This is a genomic window from Lentzea sp. NPDC059081 (genome assembly GCF_042738015.1).
GTDB lineage: Bacteria > Actinomycetota > Actinomycetes > Mycobacteriales > Pseudonocardiaceae > Lentzea.
Genome location: NZ_JBHYGW010000011.1, coordinates 50,881 through 72,274, shown reverse-complemented (window position 1 = coordinate 72,274; position 21,394 = coordinate 50,881). Strand labels below are relative to the sequence as shown.

The window sequence follows — 21,394 nt, the reverse complement described above, 5'->3', positions numbered from 1 at the left end:
TCTACGGTCGGCACCGAAGGAAGACCGGAACCTTCGACCTGCGGTCCTCTCGGTACCGAAGGCAGGAGTGGACAGAGGTGACATCTCCACTGCTCGGCCGGGACGCGGAGCTCTCGGCACTTCGACGCTTGCTGGACGACGCACTGCTGGGATCCGGCTCGTGCGCGGTCGTGACCGGCGAGTTCGGCATCGGCAAGACGGCGCTGCTCGACGCGTTCGCCGCCGACGCCCGTGACCGCGGCTTCGCCGTCCGCCTCGCCAAGAGCGCACGGCTGGAAAGCCATCTCCCCGGCGCGGTCGTGCGCCAGCTCGCCCCGTGCCTGGCCGACGAACACGACCTCGAACAGCTGTACACGCGCGCCGCGGAGTCCGCGCGCAAGACCCCGACGGTCCTGGTCATCGACGACGTGCAGCTCGCCGACACGTTCTCCAAGCGCGCGCTCGCCTACCTGCGCCCGCGGTTGCGGGACCTGCCCGTCGTCATCGTGCTCGGCGCGGCCCAGGGCCACCTGGCCACGGACGAGGTGACGCTGCCCGAGATCACCGGCGCCCATCCCGTGCGCGTCGACCTCGACGGACTCGGCGTCGACGCCATCGCGGAGCTGACCGGCCGCGACCCGCGGCGCTGCCACGAGCTCACCGGCGGCAACCCGTACCTGCTGCACGCCCTGCTGCGCGAGGAGGGCGACGGGTCGGCGGCGGTCGGCGAGATGATCGGCATGCGGCTGCGCGAGCACGCCGGCGCGGCCGAGGTCGCCCGGTCCGCCGCGGTGCTGGGCGGTGACGCCGGACTCGACCTGCTGTCCGCGCTCACCGGGTTCGACGCGCTGCCCGCCGTCGACACGCTCGTCCGCCTCGGCGTGCTCGCCGACACCGACCCGCTGACGTTCCGGCATCCGTTCGTGCGCAACAGCATCCTCGCCGACATGCCGGTCGCGGTCCGCTCCGCCGCCCACGGCCGCGCGGCCCGGCTGCTGTTCGACGCCGACGCCCCCGCCCACCACGTCGCCGGGCACGTCCTGCGCGCCGGGTCCGTCCGCCTGCCGTGGGCCGTCGGCCTGCTGCGCGAGCTCGGCGGCGTCGAGCACCTGGAACGCGCGCTCGACGAGCACCTGTCCGAGGAGGACCGGCTCGCCGTCGAGGTCGAGCTCGGTCACGTCGAGCACCTCGCCGACCGCTCGAAGGGCCGTGACCGCGTGCGCGACGCACTGGCCGGGTGCGAGGACCCGCACCTCGCGGCGAACGTCGCGTTGTCGTTGATCCAACGGATGTGCACCGGCTCGGACGCCTACTTCGCCGCGTCGATCGCGATCCTGGTCATCGCCCGGCTGCTGCCCGAGGACCGCGACCTGGTCTGGAACATCGTCTGCACGACGTACCTGGTCGCCGCGAACCGCGACACGCAGATGGCGAACTGCGCGGGCAAGTACTACGACGACCTCATCCGCGACGTCCCCGCGGATCCGAAGCTGCGGCGCGTGCGGTCGGCATTGCTCGCGATCGGCAACGCGAAGGACGGCGACTCGTCCGCCGACGCCGTCGACCGGGCGCTGGAGGCGCTCGACGGGGAGTACGTCGACCTGCTCGCCGAGCCGTACCTGTTCACGTTCCTGCTGCCCGTGCTCGCCGACGACCCCGGGCACAGCGGCAGGTACTGGCTCTCGCTGAGCAGCGCGGGCGTCTCGCACGACCCGCACCTGCGCCGCGGGATGCTCAGCATGATCGCCCGCGGCACCGAGTTCCACCACGGCGGCGACCTCGCCCGCGCCTACACGTTCCTGTCGTCCCCGGTGAAGACGGGCGGCGCGGACTGCCCGGCCGTGCTGCTCGCCAAGGCCAAGCTCGCCGAGGTGTGCGTCGAGCTCGGGCAGTTCGACGAGGCCGCACCGCTCGTCGCCGAGGACGGCGACCTCGTGCAGCACATCAACGTCGTCTACGCCCGCGGCCGCCTCAAGCTCGCGTCGTGCCACTCCGAGGGCGCGTTGGAGGACCTGCTGGAGGCGGGCCGGCGGCTCGCCGCACGCGAGATGCCCAACCCCGCGCTGATCCCGTGGCGCCACCACGCCGTGCGCGCGTACCTGGCGCAGGGCAACCGCGACGACGCCGCCCGGCTCGCGCACGAGGAGCTCGACCTGGCCAAGCGGTGGGGGTCCACGCGCGTCGTCGGGACGGCCCTGATGAGCGTCGGCATCAGCACCGACGACGTCGACGTCCTCGCCGAGGCGGACCAGCTCCTCGCGTCGTCACCGCACCGGATGCTGCACGCCCAGGCGTCGTACTGGCTCGGCCACCACCTGCGGCGCCAGGGACGCGCCGACGCGGCGGCCACGCACCTGCGGCAGGCGTTCGAGCTGGCCAGGCACCTGCGCGCGCACCCGCTGGCCAAGCTCGCGGGCGACGAGATCGACGGCGGCGACGACCAGGTGCAGGGCCTCACCAAGCAGGAGAACCGGGTCGCGCGGATGGCGGCGCAGGGGCTCACGAACCGGCAGATCGCCGAGACCCTGCACCTGACCCGCCGCACGGTGGAGCTGCACCTGTCGAGCGCCTACCGCAAGCTCGGCATCAACGGACGTGCCGAGCTCGTGGCGGCCCTGTGGTCCTAGAGGAGATCAGCCGAGCTGCGAAGCCTCACGGGCGAGCGTCTCGATCCGGTCCCAGTCGCCTGCCTTCAGCGCGTCCTTGGGGGCGAGCCACGACCCGCCGACGCACCCGACGTTCGCGAGCGCGAGGTAGTTCGGCGCGCTCTGCGGGGTGATGCCGCCGGTCGGGCAGAACCGCACGTGCGGGACCGGTCCGCCGATCGACTTCAGGTAGTCGACGCCGCCAGCGGCCTCGGCGGGGAAGAACTTCAGCGCGTCCAGCCCGCGCTCGGCCAGCCGCAGCACCTCGGACACCGTCGCGGCGCCCGGCAGGTACGGCAGGCCGGTCGCGTCGGCGGCGTCGAGGACCCGGTCGGTCGTGCCGGGCGTGACGAGGAACGCCGCCCCGGCCTTCGCGGCCTGCTCGGCGTGCTCCGGCGCGGTGACGGTGCCGGCGCCGATCACGATCTCCGGCACCTCCCGCGCGACGTTCTCGATCGCGGCGAGCGCGGCCGGGGTGCGCAGGGTGAGCTCGATGACGCGGACGCCACCGCGCAGCAACGCCCTGGCGAGCGGCACGGCGTGGTCGGCGTCGTCGACCACGACGACGGGGATGACGGGGGACAGCGCGAGCAGGTCCGCCCCGGTGGTCACCCGAAGACTGTCACCGTTGGTCACGAGAAGCACTCCTTGCCCGTCTTGAAGATCCAAAACCGATATATCGGATATTGCCACTCGTCGCCCCGCCCCGGTTCGAGGCGGGACGACGAGGTCGTCGGTGGTGCGCGACGAAGTCGTCAGTGGTGCGTGACCGGGGCGAAGTGGTCGGCGGTGATGGGGCCGAACACCGTCGCGCCGCGGTCGGCGGGTCCGACGGTACGGCGTAGCGCCGCGAACAGCTCACGGCCCGTGCCCGCCCACTCGTGGCTCGCCGGCGGGAAGTCGACCAGCGGGCGGTCGGCCAGCTCCTCCAGCGGCACCCGGACCTCGAGCGTCCCGGCGGTGGCGTCGAGCCGGACGACGTCGCCGTCGCGCACCCGGCCGAGCGGGCCGCCCACCGCCGCCTCCGGGGTCAGCTGGATGGCGGCCGGGATCTTGCCCGACGCGCCGGACATGCGGCCGTCGGTCACCAGGGCGACCTTGAAGCCGCGGTCCATCAGCACGCCCAGCGGCGGCGTCAGCTTGTGCAGCTCGGGCATGCCGTTGGCCTGGGGACCCTGCTGGCGGACGACGACGACCACGTCGCGGTCGAGCTCACCGGCCTTGAAGGCCTCCTGGAACGCCTCCTGCGTGGTGAACACGCGGGCCGGCGCCTCGACGACGTGGTTCTCCCGCGCCACCGCCGACACCTTGATGACCGCGCGGCCGAGGTTGCCCGAGAGCATCCGCAGGCCGCCGTCGGACGCGAACGGGTCGGAGGCGGGGCGCAGCACGTCGGTGTCGAGCGACCGGCCGGGGCCGTCGACCCAGATCAGCTCGCCGTCGGCCAGCATCGGCTCCTGGCGGTAGCGGTCCAGGCCGTGGCCGACGACGGTGTTCACGTCGGCGTGCAGCAGCCCGGCGTCGAGCAGCGTGCCGACGACGAACTGGACGCCGCCCGCCGCCTGGAAGTGGTTGATGTCCGCGCTGCCGTTCGGGTAGACCCGCGCGATCAGCGGCACGACGGCCGACAGGTCGGAGAAGTCGTCCCAGCTCAGCTCGATGCCCGCGGCGGCGGCGATAGCCACCAGGTGCATCGTGTGGTTCGTGGAGCCACCGGTCGCCAGCAGCGCGACGACGCCGTTGACCACGGCCTTCTCGTCGACGATGTGCGCGATCGGGGTGTAGCCCTCGCCCTTGGCCATCTCGACGGCGCGGCGGCCCGCGTGCTCGGTGAGGGCGCGGCGCAGCCCGGTGCCCGGCGGCACGAACGAGGCGCCCGGCAGGTGCAGGCCCATGACCTCGACGACCATCTGGTTCGAGTTCGCGGTGCCGTAGAACGTGCAGGTGCCGGGGGAGTGGTACGAGGCGGCCTCGGCCTCCAGCAGGTCGTCGCGCGACGCCTTGCCCTCCGCGTACAGCTGGCGGACGCGGGCCTTCTCCTTGTTCGACAGCCCCGACGACATCGGGCCGGCGGGCACCAGGATCGACGGCAGGTGCCCGAACGACAGCGCGCCGATCAGCAGGCCCGGGACGATCTTGTCGCACACGCCCAGCAGCACGGCGGCGTCGAACATCTCGTGCGACAGCGCCACCCCGGTCGACATCGCGATGACGTCGCGGCTGAACAGCGACAGCTCCATGCCGTCACGGCCCTGGGTGATGCCGTCGCACATCGCGGGCACGCCGCCCGCGAACTGGGACACGCCGCCGACGGCGCGGACCGCGTCCTTGATCCAGGACGGGTACTCCTGCAGCGGCTGGTGGGCCGACAGCATGTCGTTGTACGACGACACGATCGCGACGTTGGACTTGCGCAGGGCTCGCAGGGCCGCCTTGTCGCCACCGGTGATTCCGGCGAAGCCGTGCGCCAGGTTGCTGCACGCGAAGCCGGACCGGGACGTGCCGTCCTGCGCGGCCGCGGCCACACGTTCGAGGTACACACGGCGGGAGTCCGCGCTGCGGGCGGCGATCCTGCGTGTCACCTCTGTCAGAACGGGATGCAGTTCGGTCATGGGGGTCTCCGGGTCATCACGGGCCGTGGTGGGGCCCTCACGAGACGACAACGGTGGCGTCCCACGGACGGGCGTGACGCCACACACAGTAAGTCATGGCTGGTCGTAGACACAAAAACGATTCAGTAGCTGGGAGGAATCCAGTTTTGAATCTTGGCGTGTGGTCCTTGTCACATGGCTTGAGATTGGGCAGAGTGCGGGGCACGACCTTGGAACGGAGGTGTCCCATGAACTCCACGGAGATCGTCGAGCTGCGCCGGGTCATCGGTCAGATGCGGCATGCCGTCAGCAACCTGCGCGCCAGGTATGGCGACGTCCCGGCGGTCCAACGACTGGCCAACGACGTGGAACGCATGGACATCGACGCCACCGAACTCGTCGACCTCAGCACCCCCAGGCAGCGCGAGGCGCCGCGGGTGGAGCGCGAGGTCGTGGTCGTGCCCGACACGCCCTACGACGAGTCGTTGTGGAAGGACGCGGACGACGAAGGACTCGGTGGCTACCGCAACCGGTCCTGATCAGAGCTGATCACACGGCCCCCGCCTGACGCGGGGGCCGTACCCGTTTCCGCCGGGAAGCGTTCCTCCACAACGACGTGGACCCCCAGAAAGGTGATCAATGGCGAGGGCAGAGATCGCCGCCAGGACTCTGCGCACGGACCGATGGTGGTTGCCGCCGCTGACGACGTTCGTCGGCCTGCTGCTCATCTCGATCTACGCGGCGTTCCGCACGTTCCAGGGGGACTACTACTGGGTCGACCAGTACCACTACCTCACACCGATGTACTCGCCGTGCCTCACCGAGGAGTGCGTGCCGGCGGCGTCCCACTTCGGTCAGTGGTTCCCGGCGCTGCCGGGCTTCCTGACCCCGCCGGTGATCATCATCCCGTTCCTGCTGGGGTTCCGGATCACCTGCTACTACTACCGCAAGGCCTACTACCGCGCCGCCTGGCAGTCGCCGCCCGCGTGCGCCGTGGCCGAGCCGCACAGCAAGTACACGGGCGAGACCCGGTTCCCGCTGATCGCGCAGAACCTGCACCGCTACTTCTTCTACGCGGCGTCGATCCTGCTGCTGGTCAACATCTACGACGCGATCTCCGCCTTCAGCACCGGCCTCGGGCTCGGCAACATCGTGCTGCTGGTCAACGTCGGCCTGCTGGGCGCCTACACGCTGTCGTGCCACTCGTGCCGCCACATCGCGGGCGGGCGGCTCAAGCACTTCTCCAAGCACCCGGTCCGCTACTGGATGTGGACGCAGATCTCCAAGCTCAACAACCGGCACATGCAGCTGGCGTGGGCGTCGCTGATCTTCGTCTGCCTCACGGACCTGTACGTCGCGCTGGTCGCCTCGGGAACGATCTCCGACCTCCGCTTCATCAACTAAGGAGTGGTTTTGCCCGAGCTGGAAAGGCATTCGTTCGACGTTCTCGTGATCGGCGCGGGTGGCGCCGGTCTGCGTGCCGCGATCGAGGCCCGTGAGCACGGCCTGCGCACCGCCGTTCTCTGCAAGTCGCTGTTCGGCAAGGCCCACACCGTCATGGCCGAGGGCGGCATCGCGGCCGCCATGGGCAACGTGAACTCCTCCGACAGCTGGCAGGTGCACTTCCGCGACACCATGCGCGGCGGCAAGTTCCTCAACAACTGGCGGATGGCCGAGCTGCACGCCCAGGAGGCGCCGCAACGGGTCTGGGAGCTCGAGACCTACGGCGCGCTGTTCGACCGCACGAAGGACGGCCGGATCTCGCAGCGCAACTTCGGCGGCCACGAGTACCCGCGCCTCGCCCACGTCGGCGACCGCACCGGCCTCGAGCTGATCCGCACGCTGCAGCAGAAGATCGTGTCGCTGCAGCAGGAGGACTTCAAGGAGTTCGGGGACTACGAGGAACGCCTGCGGGTGTTCCAGGAGTTCACCGTCACCGATCTCGCGAAGGACGGCGACAAGATCGCCGGGGCGTTCGGCTACTGGCGCGAGTCCGGCCGGTTCGTGCTCTTCGAGGCACCGGCGGTGATCCTCGCGACCGGCGGCATCGGCAAGTCGTTCAAGGTCACCTCGAACTCCTGGGAGTACACCGGCGACGGCCACGCGCTCGCCCTGCGCGCGGGCGCCTCGCTGATCAACATGGAGTTCATCCAGTTCCACCCCACCGGCATGGTCTGGCCGCCGTCGGTCAAGGGCATCCTCGTCACCGAGTCCGTGCGCGGTGACGGTGGCGTGCTGCGCAACTCCGACGGCAAGCGGTTCATGTTCGACTACATCCCCGAGGTCTTCAAGGACAAGTACGCGGACAACGAGGAGGAAGCCGACCGCTGGTACACCGACCAGGCGAACAACCGGCGCCCTCCGGAGCTGTTGCCGCGCGACGAGGTCGCCCGCGCCATCAACTCCGAGGTGAAGGAGGGCAGGGGGTCACCGCACGGCGGCGTCTTCCTCGACGTCTCCACCCGGCTGCCCGCCGAGGAGATCCGGCGGCGGCTGCCGTCCATGCACCACCAGTTCAAGGAACTGGCCGACGTGGACATCACCGCGCAGCCGATGGAGGTCGGGCCGACCTGCCACTACGTGATGGGCGGCGTCGAGGTCGACCCGGACACCGGGTCCTCGTCGGTACCGGGGCTCTATGCCGCCGGTGAGGTCTCCGGCGGCATGCACGGCTCGAACCGGCTGGGCGGCAACTCGTTGTCGGACCTGCTGGTGTTCGGCAAACGCGCCGGTGCGGGCGCCTCGGAGTACGTGCGGGCGCTGACCGACCGTCCCGCGGTCGCCGAGGAGACCGTCACCGAGGCGCGGGCGACGGCGCTCAACCCGTTCCAGCAGGAGGGCGGGGAGAACCCGTACACCCTGCACATGGAGCTGCAGCAGTCCATGAACGACCTCGTCGGCATCATCCGGCGCGAGGGCGAGATGGAAGAGGCGTTGCAGCGCCTGGAGAAGCTCAAGGAACGGGCCCGGTCGCTCACCGTCGAGGGGCACCAGCAGTTCAACCCCGGCTGGCACCTCGCCCTGGACCTGCGCAACATGCTGCTCGTGTCGGAGTGCGTGGCGAAGGCCGCGTTGCTGCGCACCGAGTCGCGCGGCGGGCACACCCGCGACGACCACCCGGTTATGGACGCCGAGTGGCGGCGCAAGCTGCTGGTCTGCACCGCGTCCGACACCGGGGCGGAGGTCGCGGAGAAGCCGCAGATCCCGATCCGGCACGACCTGCTCGACCTGTTCGACCGCACCGAGCTGGAGAAGTACCTCACCGCCGAGGAGCTGTCATGAGCTACCAGGGGAAGTTCCGGGTGTGGCGCGGTGACGACTCCGGCGGTGCGCTGGAGGACTTCACCGTCGAGGTGAACGAGGGCGAGGTCGTCCTCGACATCATCCACCGGCTGCAGGCCACCCAGGCACCGGACCTCGCGGTGCGGTGGAACTGCAAGGCGGGCAAGTGCGGCTCGTGCTCCGCGGAGATCAACGGCCGCCCGCGCCTGCTGTGCATGACCCGGATGTCGACCTTCGAGGAGGGGGAGACGATCACGGTCACCCCGATGCGGACGTTCCCGATCATCCGCGACCTCGTGACCGACGTGTCCTTCAACTACACCAAGGCGCGCGAGGTGCCGTCGTTCGCGCCGCCGAAGGACCTGGCGCCGGGCGAGTACCGGATGCAGCAGGTCGACGTCGAGCGCTCGCAGGAGTTCCGCAAGTGCATCGAGTGCTTCCTGTGCCAGAACACCTGCCACGTGGTGCGTGACCACGAGGAGAACAAGGAGGCGTTCTCCGGGCCCAGGTTCCTCATGCGGGTCGCGGAGCTGGAGATGCACCCGCTCGACACCGCGGACCGCGTCGACCAGGCGCAGGAGCAGCACGGGCTCGGCCTCTGCAACATCACCAAGTGCTGCAGCGAGGTCTGCCCCGAGCACATCCACATCACCGACAACGCGCTCATCCCGATGAAGGAGCGCGTCGCCGACCGCAAGTACGACCCGATCGTCTGGCTGGGCAACAAGCTCTTCAGGCGGTCCTGACGATCAGGCCCTGTCCTGTGAGTCCGTTCGATGAGAGTCACGGTCGAGCGTCACGGAGGCGGTGCCGCCGCAGCGTCCTCATACCGGGCGTATTCGGGTGGTGCGGCGGTGCCGCCTCCGTGGCCCTCGGCCGCGACTGTCGCGGACGAGGCTCGCAGGACAGGGCCTGGCCGCGGGATGACCAGCCCGGACTCGTAGGCCACCACCACGGCCTGGGCCCGGCTGGTCAGCCGCAGCTTCGTCATCACGCGGTTGAGGTGCGTCTTCACCGTGCCCTCGGTGACGGTCAGCTCCTCCGCGATGGCGGCGTTCGTGAGCCCCGTGCCGACGAGCCGCAGCACCTCGCGTTCCCGGCCGGTCAGCTCCTCCAGGCCCACCGGACCGCACCGCGACACCGCCGCCTCGCCCTTCAGGTACGCCGCCACGAGCCGGCGCATGACGGTCGGGCCGAACTGCATCTCCCCGGCCGCCACGGCGGTGATCGCGGCGATCAGCCTGGCCGGTTCGGCCTCCTTCAGCACGAACCCCGCGGCACCCAGCCGCAGCGCCGCGTGCACGTGCTCGTCCAGGTCGAACGTCGTGAGGATCAGCAGCCTGGCCGGTGCGGCGGCGCGTTTCAGGGCGGTCAGCCCCGGCAGCCGGATGTCGGCCAGCAGCACGTCCGGCCGGGACGACTCCGCCTGCGGCACGGCGGAGGCGGAGTCCGCGGCCTCGCCGACGACCGTCAGTCCGGGTGCCGCGTTCAGCAACGCGACCAGGCCCGCGCGGAACAGCGGCTGGTCGTCGACCACGAGTACACGCGTCACAACGCCCCTCATCAGGTGACGTCACCGCGGCAGTTCCCCCAACCCGGAGCGTACCGCGAAAGTTGACGGGAGATCCACTGTCCGTGAGACGCCCCGGTTCCGCCCGCGCCGCTAGGTTCGACGACATGCGAACCGCATCGGAGGACCTGCTCGGCGTCAGGACGATCACCGCCGACGGCTCGGACGTCTACCTGCGCGTCACGTCGAGCCCCGTGGACCTCGAGGTCCGGTGCCTGCGCGACGGCGACCTGCGGGTGGCGGGCAGCCCGGTCGTCTTCCCGGCGGGCGACCGGTCGCGCCGGCGCGTCGGCGCGAACTTCCGCGCGGGCACGGCGTTCTCGCTCGCGGTCGTCGGCGCCGAGCCCGGCTGGACCGGTGTCGTCGACTGGAACGTCTACTCGTAGAGACGAGAACGGGGCGCGTCCGAAGTGGACGCGCCCCGTTGGGCACCGGTGCGGCGGTGGTCAGACCTTGACCTCGTTGAGGACCAGGTCCGCCGGCTCGTCGTCGGTGTGGATGACCTTCTTGTTGCGGCGGTTGCGCTTCTCGAGGTAGTTCGCGAGCCACGTGAGCAGCAGGCACAGTCCGATGTAGATCAGCGCGACCACGATCATCACCGAGATCATCGGCCGGCCGAAGTTCACCGCGTCGCCACCGATGCGCGTACCCCACCGCAGCAGCTCCTCGAACGTGATGAGGAAGCCGAGCGCGGTGTCCTTCAGCAGCACGACGAGCTGGCTGATGATGGTCGGCAGCATCGCCCGCAACGCCTGCGGCAGCAGCACGAGCGTCATCACCTGGGTCTTGCGCATGCCCAGCGCGTACGCGGCCTCGCTCTGGCCCTTCGGCAGCGAGTTGATGCCGGCGCGGAAGATCTCCGCGAGCACCGAGCCGTTGTAGAGCATCAGGCTGATCACGACCGCGGTGAACGCGCTCAGCTTCACCCCGGCCACGGGAAGGCCGTAGTAGAAGAAGAACATCATGACCACGAGCGGGATCGCGCGGAAGATCTCGACGATCACCGCCGCGGGCGCGCGCACCCAGCCGTGGTCGGACAGGCGGGCGGCGGCGAACACCGCGCCGAACACCAGCGCCAGCACCGCGCCGACGGCGAACGCGCTGAGCGTGTTGCCGATCGCGTCGAGCAGGGAGAGCTGGATCTGCTTGTAGTTGAACCAGTCGAGCCTGCGGGACGAGAACTGGTCCGTGGCGATGAAGCGCATGACGACGTAGACGATCGCCGCGAGGATCGCCGCGATGCCGACGACGGCCATGATCTTGTGACGCACGCGGGCCTTCGGGCCGGGGACGTCGAACAGCACCATGCTCATCGGGCCACGCTCCACCGCTTCTCGAAGACCTGCTGGACGTACGTCAGCGGCATGACCAGGACGACGAACCCGATCGCGACCCAGAGGAGTCCGAGCAGGACGTTCTCACCCTGCTCCGACAGCGAGTCGCGGATCGTGCCCGCCTGGAAGACGGCGAAACCCGAGGCGACCGTCGTGTTCTTCAGCAACGCGATCATCGTGCTCGTCATCGGCGGCACGACCGAGCGCAACGCCTGCGGCAGCACGACGTTGCCCAGCATCTGCGTGAACGTGAGACCGAGCGCGCGGGACGCCTCGGCCTGGCCGACCGGCACCGTGTTGATGCCCGACCGCACGACCTCGCAGACGAACGCCGCGGTGTAGAGCGACAGCGCGACGACGGCCGCGGTGTAGGGCTCGATCTTCACGATCTCCAGCAGGGGGTACGCGAAGAGGAAGAACACGAAGACCAGCGTCAGCGGGGTGTTGCGCAGCACCGTCACGTAGGCGGTGCCGATGCCCCGGAACACCGGGACGGGGCTGACCCGCAGGGCCGCGAGCAGCGTGCCCAGCAGCAGCGAGAGCACGCCGGAGATCGCGAAGAGCTGCAGCGTCTGCCCGAACGCGCGCAGGAAGAGATCTAGGTTGTTGGTGAGGACGCTCATCGGTTTCCTTGCCGTCCGTCCGCCTTCAAAGGAACGGCCGGCGGACCCGCGCGGGATCCACCGGCCACTAGGAGACCGTCAGTACCGGTCGATCTTCGGCTTCTCCGCGGACGAACCCGACTTGCCCAGGGTGCCGTCGTAGATCTTCTGCCAGGTGCCGTCGTCGAGCGCGGCCTGCAGCACGTCGTTGAACTTGGCGCGCAGGGCGGTGTCCTCCTTGGGCACACCGATGCCGTACGGCTCGCTGGAGAACGTCTTGCCGACGACCTTCAGCTTGCCCTCCTCGGCGGCGGCGTAGCCCTTGAGGATCGCGTCGTCGGTGGTGACGGCGTCGACCTCACCGTCGAGCAGCTTGGTGACGCACTGCGAGTAGCCCTGGAACTCGAGGATGTTGGCGTCCTCGGTCAGCTTCTCGTCGCGGATGCGCTTGACCGGGGTGGAGCCGGTCGCCGAGCAGACCTTCTTGCCCTTGAGCGCGTCCTTGCCGGTGATGTCGGTGTTGTCCTTCTTCACCAGCAGGTCCTGGCCCGCGACGAAGTACGGGCCGGCGAAGCCGACCTTCTCCTTGCGGCCCGCGTTGATCGTGTAGGTGCCGACGTAGTAGTCGACGTCACCGTTGATCAGCGCCTGCTCGCGCGCGGCGGACTGGATCGTCTTGAACTGGATCTTCTCGGGGTCGAGGCCCAGCTTCGCGGACATCAGGCGCGCGATGTCGATGTCGAAACCGCTGTACTTGTTCGTCGTCGGGTCCTTGTAACCGAGACCCGGCTGGTCTTCCTTCACGCCGACGACGAGCGAGCCGCGCGCCTTCGCCTTCTCGAAGGTGGGCGAGCCGTCGACCTTGACGTCCTTGGCGACCTCGAACAGACCGGCGGGCGCCGCCGTGTCGGTCGGGCTGCCCTCCTTGCCACACGCGGTCAGGGCCAGTGCGCCCGTCAGCAGCACCGCCGCAAGGGTGCGAACCCTCATCGTCCTTCTCCTGCCATTCGTTCTGGAAGTGGGCTGACTACTAGTGAGTCAGGATCTTGCCAAGGAAGTCCTTCGCGCGGTTGGACTTCGGGGCCGAGAAGAACTCTTCCGGGGTGGAGTCCTCGACGACCTCGCCGTCGGACATGAAGATCACCCGGTCCGCGGCCTTGCGGGCGAAGCCCATCTCGTGCGTGACGACGAGCATCGTCATGCCGTCCTTCGCGAGGCCCGTCATGACGTCCAGGACCTCCTGGACCATCTCCGGGTCGAGCGCGGAGGTGGGCTCGTCGAACAGCATCACCTTGGGCTTCATCGCGAGCGCGCGGGCGATCGCCGCGCGCTGCTGCTGCCCACCCGAGAGCTGCGCGGGGAACTTGTCCGCCTGGTTGGCGATCCCCACGCGCTCCAGCAGTTCCATCGCGGTCTTGCGGGCCTCGGCGGCCGGCGTCTTGCGCACCTTCGTCGGAGCGAGCATCACGTTCTCGACGATGGTCTTGTGCGCGAAGAGGTTGAAGGACTGGAACACCATGCCCACGTCGGCGCGCAGGCGTGCGAGTTCCTTGCCCTCAGCCGGAAGCGGCTGCCCGTCGACCTCGATCACTCCGGAGTCGATCGGCTCGAGGCGGTTGATCGTCCGGCACAGCGTCGACTTACCGGAACCCGACGGCCCCAGCACGACGACGACCTGCCCCTTCGGCACCTCCAGCTGCACGTTCTTGAGCACGTGCAACGGGCCGAAGAACTTGTCCACGCCCGCCACACGAATCATCGGCGGGGCAGAGGCGGCAGTCATCCAGTCCTCCATCAGGGGTCGTCGGCGTTGGCGGAAACCTAGGTGTCCGCCACCACACCAGTCCAGGACATTGAGCAAGACTTAGGGTCTCAACTCTGTCACAGGCAGACATCGGTTGCCCGGGAGGTAGCGAAAGTGCGCGTGCTGCTCGTCGAGGACGACGACAGGGTTGCCGAAGCCCTGGTCCCCGCCCTGACCAGACGGGGTTTCCACGTCGACCGGCAGGCCACCGGCCGCGGCACCCTCGACCGCCTGACGGGCGTCGACGTGGTGCTGCTCGACCTCGGACTGCCCGACATGGACGGTGTCACGCTGTGCCGCGCCATCAGGGCCGCGTCCGACGTGGCGATCATCGTGGTGTCCGCGCGGGGCGAGATCGACGACCGGATCCTCGGCCTGCACGCCGGGGCCGACGACTACCTGGTCAAGCCCTACGACGTGGGCGAACTGGTCGCGCGGGTGCACGCCGTGCGGCGCCGGCGCGGTGCCGACCCGGTGGGCGTGGGATCGGTGTCCACGGAGGTGTTCGAGACCGGGGACGTGCGGGTCGACCTGGGGCGGCACGAAGTCACCGTGGCGGGTGAATCGGTCGCCCTGTCGCGCAAGGAGTTCCAGGTGCTCGCGCTGGTCATGGCCGCCGGTGGGGCGGTGTGCACGCGGGAGCGGATTCTCGCCGAGGTGTGGGGCAGGACCTGGTCGGGGGCCAACCGCACGCTCGACGTGCACGTGGCCACGTTGCGCACGAAACTGGGCCGGCCGGCGTTGCTGGAGACGGTGCGCGGCGTCGGCTACCGGCTGGGCCAGGTGTGATCTCAATTGGGTGATCTTCTGTCGGCGTGTCGCCGCGGGGTGGGGTGACGGCTCGTGAGATCGCGGTTGCTGGGCGTGGTTCTCGCGCTCGTCGTGCTGGTCCTCGTGGGACTGGGACTGCCGCTCGGGCGCGGGGTGGCGGCCGCCGAGCAGCAGGAGCTGTTCCTCGACCGGCTCACCGACACCAGCCGGTTCGCGTCGCTGGCGCAGCGGCCCCTGATCGACGACCAGCCGACCGTGCTGCGGCAGGAGCTGGAGCGCTACGACGAGCTCTACGACATCGGCGTGGCGGTCGTGGCCCGTGACGCGCCGACGGTGCCGTTGGTGGCCTCGCGCAACGACCTCGTGCTCGGCGACGCCGCCGTGCAGGACCTGATCAGCAAGGCCCTGGCCGGCCGGCTGCCGGTCGTGCCGCCGTTGTTCATGCCGTGGAACGAGACGCGGCTGGTGCTGGCAGAACCCGTGCTGGTCGACGGCGAGGTGCGCGGCGCGGTGATCACGTTCTCGCCGACGTCCAAGACCCGCTTCGAGGTGCTGGCGTGGTGGGGGCTGCTGCTCGCGGCGAGCCTGCTGGTGCTGGCGCTCGCGGTGCTGCTGGCGCTGCCGGTGGTGCGCTGGACGTTGCGGCCGGTGCAGGCGCTCGACGACGCGACGGGCAAGCTGCTGGCCGCCGTGGTGTCCGGGCGCCCGGTGCCGCCGGTGGGGGCGGAGAGCGGGCCGCCGGAGCTGCGGCAGCTCAGCCGGTCGTTCGACCAGATGGCCGCGAACGTGAGCGATGTGCTTGCCGCCCAACGGGCGTTCGTGGCGGACGCGTCACACCAGCTTCGCAACCCGTTGACAGCCCTGAAACTTCGGCTGTCCAACCTGGAGGGACACGTCGACGACGAGGCGGAGGTGCACCAGGTCGAGGCGCTGAGCGAGACGGACCGGCTCAACCGCATCCTCGACGAGCTGCTCGCCATGGCGCGCGCGGAGTCGAGCTCGGTCGACCCGGTGCCGGTCGACGTCGACAAGTCCGTGGCGGCACGGTTGTCTGCGTGGGCGGCCGCGGCGGCCTCGAAGGAGGTCCACCTCGTGCTGGACGGGCAACGCGTGGGCATGGCGCTCGCACCGCCGCGCGGGGTCGAGACGATCCTGGACGCGCTGCTCGACAACGCGCTGAAGTTCACACCGGAGGGCACGCTGATCGTGGTCGACGCGCGCAAGGCCGACGGTGTCGTGACGCTGTCGGTCGCGGACCACGGACCCGGTCTGCAGGCCGACGAGCTGGAGCGCGCGACCGACCGGTTCTGGCGCAGTCCCGCGCACCAGAACGTGCCGGGGTCGGGACTGGGGCTGTCGATCGTGCGGCTCGTCGTCGAACGGGTGGACGGCGCGGTGCGGCTCGAGTCGCCGCAGGACGGTGGTCTGAAGGTCGTCGTCGAGCTGCCGGCCGTCTAAACCCCGGGAATCAGACTTTGGCTTCTCTGTAGTAGCGCATCGCTCCGTTGTGCAGCGGCACCGGCGACGTCTCGATCGCCGACCGCTGCTCGATGGTGCGGGCGGCCGAGTGCACCTTCACGAGGTCCGGCTGCCCGTCGAACAGCTGCCGCACCAACGCCTCGGCCACGTCGTCGGGCATCTTCTCGTTGACGAGCAGGAAGTTGCGCACCACGAGCGTGATGACCGGCCCCGACTGGAGGTTGTAGGTGGAGGCGGGCAGCGTCGCCGACCCGTAGACGGGGTACTGCTGGCGGAACGCCACCAGGTCGTCGCGCAGGTCGAGCATCCGCACCCGGAGCTCCTTGGTGAGCTGCGTGATGCGTCCCGTCGGCAGGCCGCCCGACCAGAAGAACGCGTCGAGCTTGCCCTCCCGCATCGCCTGCGCCGAGTCGTCCAGACCGAGGTTGACCTCCTGCGGCGTGACGTTCGCGGACTTGAGCAGCCGGCGCGCGATGATCTCGACGCCCGACTCCCGCCCGCCGATCGACACGCGCAGGCCGGACAGCTGGCCGAGCTTCGTCACCGGCAGGTCGGCCCGCACGATCACCTGCAGGTAGTCGTCGTGCATCCGGGCCAGCGCGCGCAGCCTGTCCGCGCCCTCGACCCCGTCGACCGCGTCGGCCTGCGAGAAGCCGACCTGCGCCTGGTCGTTGACCAGCCGCACGACGTTGTCCTTGGACCCGGCGGTCGCGACGACCTGCGGCCGCGCGATGCCCAGGCGCCCGCTCCAGATGTCCGCGAGCCCGTTGCCGAGGGTGTAGTAGACGCCGCCCTCGCTGCCGGTCGCCATCGTGATCTTGACGTTCTCGAGCGTGCTGCCGCAGCCCGTCAGGACCGTTGCGGCGGTCAGCAGGCTCACGGCGACGTGCACTCGTCCCAGCACCTGCGCATCGTGCCACGGGGGCGGCGCGTGGTTGCACCCGACGAAAGGTCCGCATCGCGGGCTCACCCGGTCGTGCCTGGTCAAGGCACCCTTCGCCCACTCCGCCGGAAATGGGCCACTGAGCAGGGGTTATCGTGATGGCGTGAGTACCGCGCAGGTTCCGAAGACCTTCCAAGTCCGCACGTTCGGGTGTCAGATGAACGTGCACGACTCCGAGCGGCTCGCCGGTCTGCTGGAGGACGCCGGCTACGCGCGGGCCGCCGAGGACGAGCAGGCCGACGTCGTCGTCTTCAACACGTGCGCGGTCCGCGAGAACGCCGACAACAAGCTCTACGGCACGCTCGGCCACCTCGCGCCGCGCAAGGCCGAGAACCCCGCCATGCAGATCGCCGTCGGCGGCTGCCTCGCGCAGAAGGACCGCAGCGAGATCGTGCGGCGCGCGCCGTGGGTGGACGTCGTGTTCGGCACGCACAACATCGGCTCGCTGCCGGTGCTGCTCGAACGCGCCCGCCACAACTCCGAGGCGCAGGTCGAGATCCTCGACGCGCTGGAGACGTTCCCGTCGTCGCTGCCGGCCGCCCGCGACTCCGCCTACTCGGGCTGGGTGTCGATCTCGGTGGGCTGCAACAACACCTGCACGTTCTGCATCGTGCCGTCGCTGCGCGGCAAGGAGAAGGACCGCCGCCCCGGCGACGTGCTCGCCGAGGTCCAGACCCTCGTCGACGAGGGCGTGCTGGAGGTGACGCTGCTGGGGCAGAACGTCAACTCCTACGGCGTCGAGTTCGGCGACCGGCTCGCGTTCGGCAAGCTGCTGCGCGCCTGCGGGGAGATCGACGGGCTGGAGCGCGTCCGGTTCACCTCGCCGCACCCCAAGGACTTCACCGACGACGTCATCGCCGCCATGGCCGAGACGCCGAACGTGGCGCACAGCCTGCACATGCCGCTGCAGTCCGGTTCGGACCGGCTGCTCAGGGCGATGCGCCGCTCGTACCGGACCGAGAAGTACCTGGGCATCATCGACAAGGTCCGCGCCGCCATGCCGGACGCCGCGATCACCACCGACATCATCGTCGGCTTCCCCGGTGAGACCGAGGAGGACTTCCAGAGCACGCTCGACGTGGTGCGCCAGGCCCGGTTCTCGTCGGCGTTCACGTTCCAGTACTCGAAGCGCCCCGGCACGCCCGCGGCCGACCTGCCGGACCAGCTGCCCAAGGCCGTGGTCCAGGAGCGGTTCGACCGGCTCGTGGCGCTGCAGAACGAGATGACGCACTCGCTGAACGTCGAGCAGGTCGGCCGCACGGTCGAGGTGCTGGTGGCCACCGGCGAGGGCAAGCGCGACGCCGAGACACATCGGATGAGCGGTCGTGCGCGCGACGGTCGTCTCGTGCACTTCACGCCCGGCAGCACCGCGCCGCGTCCCGGTGACGTCGTCGAGACCGTCGTGACGTACGGCGCGCCGCACTACCTCGTCGCCGACGGCGAGCCGTTGACGTGGCGCCGCACCAAGGCGGGCGACCGGTCCGAGGCGGGCATCAAGCCCAAGACCGCGGGCATCGGCCTCGGCCTGCCGTCGTTCGGTGCCCCGGCTCCGCTGCCCGCCGTGTCCGGGTGCGCCGCGCAGTGAGCGATCACGACGAGTTCCTGCGCAAGGAGATCGACTCGGTGGAGCAGCAGGCCGCCAAGCGCATCGACCCGGGCACCGGCGCGTTGACGATGTCGATCGCGGTGCTGGCGATCCTGGTGTCGCTCGTGCTGCCGTGGGTGGGGGAGGAGACCGGTCTGAGCGTGGTGCTCGGCGAGTCGGCGAGCTTCCTGCCGCGGGTGTTCTCGTTCTTCGCGCTCGGCATCGGCGTGCTCGGGTCCGGACTCACGCTCGCGGTGCGGCGCTGGGGTCTCGCGTGGGTGTGCTCGCTCGGCCTGTTCGCGGGCTCGGTGACCGGTGTGCTGTCGATCTGGACGCAGCAGACGACCACGAGCAACAAGACCATCGGCCCCGGTCCGGGCATCGGGCTGATCATCGCGGTGCTCGCGGTGATCGTGCTGCTGGTGAAGTGGGTGAAGATCGCGGCTTCGCGGCCGCCCCAGCTGTAATGAATCCCGGCGCCTCCTCGATTCCTTTTGCGTCAAACGGTGAACGCGAGTCGAGGTGCGCTGGGCATGACGGACGCGGCGGACAGCAGCAACACCGCGCATGGTGACAACAGCGGCTACTTCGTCCAGGCCGGTCAGGTCCGCGACATCAACGTGGGCGGCGTCCCGCTCGTGGTCAGGGTGGCGGCGGTCGTCGCGGCGCTGGCGGTGCTCGCCGTGCTCGGTGTCATCGTGTTCCGCCAGGACGACCCGCAGCAGGCCGCGGTGACGACGTCGTCCTCGGCGACCACCGCGCCACCGTCGTCCTCGACCACGACGGCACCCGGATCGTCCTCCGCACCCGCCGACGTCGTCGTCCAGGGCACGGGCACGCTTCAGACCGCCGGTCCCCGGCCACCCACGCAGCGGCAGCAGACGACCCAGCCGACCGTCGCGCCTCCGGTTCCGGCACCGGCGACAGGGCCGGTGAAGCCCGCCACGGACGGCCCCGGCTACCTGGTGCCCCTGAGCACCGACCAGCGGGCCGCGGACTTCTACCAGAACGAGTGGAACGACGTCGTCATGTGGGAGCGGCACCAGCCGGGCGACCAGACCAGCTTCCAGCCGTTCTGGGCGCGCGAGTTCTCCGACGCGAACCCGGAGGTCTTCCGCCTGCGCAACCAGCGGGGCAACCTCTGCATGGAACCGGTGTTCCAGGACGGCTTCGGTGAGCACATCAAGGCGAACGCGTGCTCGTGGGGCAACAACGCCCAGCTGTGGCAGACGCTGAGCACGAACCAGTTCGCGCACGTGTCTTCGTCCAAGTGCCTGGGGACGGCGAGCGACGGCTCCTACGCCAACGGCACCTGGCTGATCGTGTCGCTGTGCTCCGGTAGCGCCGACCAGAAGTGGCGCATTGCCCGCTGAGAACGCCCGAGGGCCCCTCTCCGCGCGGGAGAGGGGCCCTCGGACCGTTCAGGACTAGCGGGTCGCCAGCGCCTGCTCAGCGGCGGCGAGCCACTCGCGCCACTGGGCGGCCTGCGCCTCGGCCTGCTCGGTGCGCCGCTTGTCGCCCGCGGCACGGGCCTTCGCGGCCTGCGCCTCGAACTGCTCCACGCGCTCGCGGAACTGCGCCACGCGGGCCTCGGCCTCGGGGTCGGAGCGACGCCACTGCGCGTCGACCGCGCCGCGGACCTTCTCCTCGATGGTGCGGAGCTTGCCCTCGAGCTCGCGGATGCGCTCGCGCGGCACCTTGCCGATCGCGTCCCAGCGCTCCTGGATCTTGTAGAGGGCCGCGCGCGCCGCCTCGAGGTCGGTCGACGGGTCGATGCCCTCGGCCTCGGCGAGCAGTTCCTCCTTCAGCTTCGCGTTGGCGCCGAACTCGGCGTCACGCTCGCTGAACGCCTCGGAGCGCTTCTGGAAGAACGCGTCCTGAGCGGCGCGGAAGCGCTGCCACAGGGCGTCGTCGGCCTCCTTGGGCGCACGCCCGGCGGCCTTCCACTCGACCATCAGCTCCTTGTAGCGACCGGCCGTGGGGCCCCAGTCGTCGGAGTCGACGAGCTTCTCGGCCTCCTCGACCAGCGCCTGCTTGGAGGACTTCGCCACCGAGCGCTGGCGGTCGAGGTCCGCGAAGTGCGAGCCACGACGGCGGTTGAACGCGTCACGGGCCTTCGAGAACCGGCGCCACAGCTGCTCGTCGGTCTTGCGGTCGACGCCGCGGATGGTCTTCCACTCGTCGAGGATCTGGCGCAGCCGGTCGCCCGCGACCTTCCACTGCGTCGACTCGTTCGCGATCGACTCCGCCTCGTCGACGAGCGCCTGCTTGCGCTGCACGGACTGGGCTCGGGCGGCCTCCTTGGCCTCCTTCGCCTTCTCCATGCCGGCCTCGGCCCGCTCCAGCACGTGCTCGACGCGGGCGGCCAGCGCCTTGAGGTCGCCGACGACGGCGGCCTCGGCGAGCTGCTCCTTGACGTGCTTCGCGCTGGTCAGGGCGTGCTTGGGGTCCCCGGCGCCGGTCTTGAGCCGCGACACGAGCAGCTCGACCTCGGTGCGCAGGTCGTCGAACCGGCGCGCGAAGTGCGCGAGGCCCTCGACCGGCTCGCCCGCCTGCCACGACCCGACGGCGCGCTCGCCGTCCTCGGTCTTGACGTAGACGGTGCCGTCGGCGTCCACGCGCCCCCAGCGGTCAGGGTGGTCCGACGCCACGGGGACGGCCGGAGGCGTCGCCTGCGCGGTCTCCTTCGGCGTTTCCTCGACCACACCCTCGGCTGCGACCTCCACCGGAGTGGTCTCGGCCACGGCCTCCGGTGTGCTGTCCTGCTCCGACATCGCCGGTTCCTCCCATCTGACGCCCGTGCCTGCCA

20 protein-coding genes are annotated in these 21,394 nt (G+C 70.1%); 11 read left to right on the top strand and 9 right to left on the bottom strand.

Features of this window, described 5'->3' with window-relative positions; genetic code table 11:
• Nucleotides 1–77 precede the first annotated feature (77 nt).
• Entirely contained in the window at nucleotides 78–2,606 is a 2,529-nt protein-coding gene (locus tag ACFWV3_RS24210; protein ID WP_382413904.1) for a BREX system ATP-binding domain-containing protein, read from the top strand.
• Between the two features lie 6 nt (nucleotides 2,607–2,612).
• Here the strand turns inward: ACFWV3_RS24210 and eda are convergent, their stop codons facing one another.
• Together eda and edd are read right to left on the bottom strand one after the other, a co-directional pair.
• Nucleotides 2,613–3,236, bottom strand: coding sequence for a bifunctional 4-hydroxy-2-oxoglutarate aldolase/2-dehydro-3-deoxy-phosphogluconate aldolase (gene eda / locus ACFWV3_RS24205; protein WP_382414220.1), 624 nt, complete (start codon nucleotides 3,234–3,236; stop codon nucleotides 2,613–2,615).
• 143 nt (nucleotides 3,237–3,379) lie between these two features.
• A complete protein-coding gene (gene edd / locus ACFWV3_RS24200; protein ID WP_382413902.1) occupies nucleotides 3,380–5,236 on the bottom strand; it encodes a phosphogluconate dehydratase in 1,857 nt (618 codons plus the stop codon).
• 227 nt (nucleotides 5,237–5,463) lie between these two features.
• On the opposite strand from edd, the gene ACFWV3_RS24195 reads away from it, so the two are divergent.
• The 4 genes from ACFWV3_RS24195 to ACFWV3_RS24180 all read left to right on the top strand — a co-directional run bounded on the left by ACFWV3_RS24195 (nucleotide 5,464) and on the right by ACFWV3_RS24180 (nucleotide 9,243).
• Entirely contained in the window at nucleotides 5,464–5,754 is a 291-nt protein-coding gene (locus ACFWV3_RS24195) for a hypothetical protein (RefSeq protein WP_382413900.1), read from the top strand.
• A 100-nt stretch (nucleotides 5,755–5,854) separates the two neighbouring features.
• Nucleotides 5,855–6,619: a hypothetical protein gene (locus ACFWV3_RS24190; protein WP_382413898.1), complete on the top strand. Its 765-nt coding sequence runs from the start codon at nucleotides 5,855–5,857 to the stop codon at nucleotides 6,617–6,619.
• 9 nt (nucleotides 6,620–6,628) lie between these two features.
• On the top strand, nucleotides 6,629–8,497 hold the full coding sequence (locus tag ACFWV3_RS24185; protein WP_382413896.1) for a fumarate reductase/succinate dehydrogenase flavoprotein subunit: 1,869 nt from the start codon (nucleotides 6,629–6,631) through the stop codon (nucleotides 8,495–8,497).
• Nucleotides 8,494–9,243 carry a succinate dehydrogenase/fumarate reductase iron-sulfur subunit gene (locus ACFWV3_RS24180; RefSeq protein ID WP_382413894.1) on the top strand — a complete coding sequence of 250 codons (750 nt, stop codon included), beginning with the start codon at nucleotides 8,494–8,496 and terminating at the stop codon, nucleotides 9,241–9,243. Before ACFWV3_RS24185 ends, ACFWV3_RS24180 begins: the two co-directional genes overlap by 4 nt.
• A gap of 50 nt (nucleotides 9,244–9,293) precedes the next feature.
• On the opposite strand, the gene ACFWV3_RS24175 is transcribed toward ACFWV3_RS24180, so the two are convergent.
• Entirely contained in the window at nucleotides 9,294–10,049 is a 756-nt protein-coding gene (locus ACFWV3_RS24175; RefSeq protein ID WP_382413892.1) for a LuxR C-terminal-related transcriptional regulator, read from the bottom strand.
• A 125-nt stretch (nucleotides 10,050–10,174) separates the two neighbouring features.
• Here ACFWV3_RS24175 and ACFWV3_RS24170 point away from each other — a divergent pair, with 125 nt between their 5' ends.
• On the top strand, nucleotides 10,175–10,453 hold the full coding sequence (locus ACFWV3_RS24170) for a hypothetical protein (RefSeq protein ID WP_382413890.1): 279 nt from the start codon (nucleotides 10,175–10,177) through the stop codon (nucleotides 10,451–10,453).
• Nucleotides 10,454–10,513: 60 nt separating this feature from the next.
• Here ACFWV3_RS24170 and ACFWV3_RS24165 read toward each other — a convergent pair whose 3' ends face one another.
• The 4 genes from ACFWV3_RS24165 to ACFWV3_RS24150 all read right to left on the bottom strand — a co-directional run bounded on the left by ACFWV3_RS24165 (nucleotide 10,514) and on the right by ACFWV3_RS24150 (nucleotide 13,762).
• Complete coding sequence (locus tag ACFWV3_RS24165; RefSeq protein WP_382413888.1) at nucleotides 10,514–11,380, bottom strand: amino acid ABC transporter permease; 867 nt, start codon at nucleotides 11,378–11,380, stop codon at nucleotides 10,514–10,516.
• The gene (locus tag ACFWV3_RS24160; protein ID WP_382413886.1) at nucleotides 11,377–12,024 is read right to left on the bottom strand and encodes an amino acid ABC transporter permease; all 648 of its coding nucleotides are present in this window, start codon (nucleotides 12,022–12,024) and stop codon (nucleotides 11,377–11,379) included. The genes ACFWV3_RS24165 and ACFWV3_RS24160 overlap by 4 nt, the downstream gene beginning before the upstream one ends.
• 78 nt (nucleotides 12,025–12,102) lie before the next feature.
• Nucleotides 12,103–12,993, bottom strand: coding sequence for a glutamate ABC transporter substrate-binding protein (locus ACFWV3_RS24155; protein ID WP_382413884.1), 891 nt, complete (start codon nucleotides 12,991–12,993; stop codon nucleotides 12,103–12,105).
• 40 nt (nucleotides 12,994–13,033) lie between these two features.
• Nucleotides 13,034–13,762: an amino acid ABC transporter ATP-binding protein gene (locus ACFWV3_RS24150; RefSeq protein WP_174517896.1), complete on the bottom strand. Its 729-nt coding sequence runs from the start codon at nucleotides 13,760–13,762 to the stop codon at nucleotides 13,034–13,036.
• A 159-nt stretch (nucleotides 13,763–13,921) separates the two neighbouring features.
• Here ACFWV3_RS24150 and ACFWV3_RS24145 point away from each other — a divergent pair, with 159 nt between their 5' ends.
• Both ACFWV3_RS24145 and ACFWV3_RS24140 read left to right on the top strand, forming a co-directional pair.
• Complete coding sequence (locus ACFWV3_RS24145; RefSeq protein ID WP_382413882.1) at nucleotides 13,922–14,596, top strand: response regulator transcription factor; 675 nt, start codon at nucleotides 13,922–13,924, stop codon at nucleotides 14,594–14,596.
• Between the two features lie 54 nt (nucleotides 14,597–14,650).
• Nucleotides 14,651–16,036 carry a sensor histidine kinase gene (locus ACFWV3_RS24140; protein WP_382413880.1) on the top strand — a complete coding sequence of 462 codons (1,386 nt, stop codon included), beginning with the start codon at nucleotides 14,651–14,653 and terminating at the stop codon, nucleotides 16,034–16,036.
• Between the two features lie 10 nt (nucleotides 16,037–16,046).
• Here ACFWV3_RS24140 and ACFWV3_RS24135 read toward each other — a convergent pair whose 3' ends face one another.
• Nucleotides 16,047–16,961: a TAXI family TRAP transporter solute-binding subunit gene (locus ACFWV3_RS24135; RefSeq protein ID WP_382413878.1), complete on the bottom strand. Its 915-nt coding sequence runs from the start codon at nucleotides 16,959–16,961 to the stop codon at nucleotides 16,047–16,049.
• A gap of 142 nt (nucleotides 16,962–17,103) precedes the next feature.
• On the opposite strand from ACFWV3_RS24135, the gene miaB reads away from it, so the two are divergent.
• From miaB to ACFWV3_RS24120, 3 genes are all read left to right on the top strand, one after another.
• Nucleotides 17,104–18,585 (top strand): tRNA (N6-isopentenyl adenosine(37)-C2)-methylthiotransferase MiaB, encoded by a 1,482-nt coding sequence (gene miaB / locus ACFWV3_RS24130; RefSeq protein WP_382413877.1) that lies wholly within the window; start codon nucleotides 17,104–17,106, stop codon nucleotides 18,583–18,585.
• Nucleotides 18,582–19,052, top strand: a complete 471-nt coding sequence (locus ACFWV3_RS24125; RefSeq protein ID WP_382413875.1) for a hypothetical protein — start codon at nucleotides 18,582–18,584, stop codon at nucleotides 19,050–19,052. Before miaB ends, ACFWV3_RS24125 begins: the two co-directional genes overlap by 4 nt.
• A 66-nt stretch (nucleotides 19,053–19,118) precedes the next feature.
• Nucleotides 19,119–19,958: an RICIN domain-containing protein gene (locus ACFWV3_RS24120; RefSeq protein WP_382413873.1), complete on the top strand. Its 840-nt coding sequence runs from the start codon at nucleotides 19,119–19,121 to the stop codon at nucleotides 19,956–19,958.
• Between the two features lie 54 nt (nucleotides 19,959–20,012).
• Here the strand turns inward: ACFWV3_RS24120 and ACFWV3_RS24115 are convergent, their stop codons facing one another.
• Nucleotides 20,013–21,359 (bottom strand): DUF349 domain-containing protein, encoded by a 1,347-nt coding sequence (locus ACFWV3_RS24115; protein WP_382413871.1) that lies wholly within the window; start codon nucleotides 21,357–21,359, stop codon nucleotides 20,013–20,015.
• Nucleotides 21,360–21,394: the final 35 nt, after the last annotated feature.

Excerpts from the sequence above, each read along its gene's own strand:
- ACFWV3_RS24115 (WP_382413871.1), bottom strand. The coding sequence starts at position 21,359 with ATGTCGGAGCAGGACAGCACACCGGAGGCCGTGGCCGAGACCACTCCG.
- ACFWV3_RS24195 (WP_382413900.1), top strand. The coding sequence starts at position 5,464 with ATGAACTCCACGGAGATCGTCGAGCTGCGCCGGGTCATCGGTCAGATG.
- ACFWV3_RS24120 (WP_382413873.1), top strand. The coding sequence starts at position 19,119 with ATGACGGACGCGGCGGACAGCAGCAACACCGCGCATGGTGACAACAGC.
- ACFWV3_RS24190 (WP_382413898.1), top strand. The coding sequence starts at position 5,855 with ATGGCGAGGGCAGAGATCGCCGCCAGGACTCTGCGCACGGACCGATGG.
- ACFWV3_RS24180 (WP_382413894.1), top strand. The coding sequence starts at position 8,494 with ATGAGCTACCAGGGGAAGTTCCGGGTGTGGCGCGGTGACGACTCCGGC.
- ACFWV3_RS24160 (WP_382413886.1), bottom strand. The coding sequence starts at position 12,024 with ATGAGCGTCCTCACCAACAACCTAGATCTCTTCCTGCGCGCGTTCGGG.
- ACFWV3_RS24150 (WP_174517896.1), bottom strand. The coding sequence starts at position 13,762 with ATGATTCGTGTGGCGGGCGTGGACAAGTTCTTCGGCCCGTTGCACGTG.
- ACFWV3_RS24165 (WP_382413888.1), bottom strand. The coding sequence starts at position 11,380 with ATGAGCATGGTGCTGTTCGACGTCCCCGGCCCGAAGGCCCGCGTGCGT.
- ACFWV3_RS24170 (WP_382413890.1), top strand. The coding sequence starts at position 10,175 with ATGCGAACCGCATCGGAGGACCTGCTCGGCGTCAGGACGATCACCGCC.
- edd (WP_382413902.1), bottom strand. The coding sequence starts at position 5,236 with ATGACCGAACTGCATCCCGTTCTGACAGAGGTGACACGCAGGATCGCC.
- ACFWV3_RS24155 (WP_382413884.1), bottom strand. The coding sequence starts at position 12,993 with ATGAGGGTTCGCACCCTTGCGGCGGTGCTGCTGACGGGCGCACTGGCC.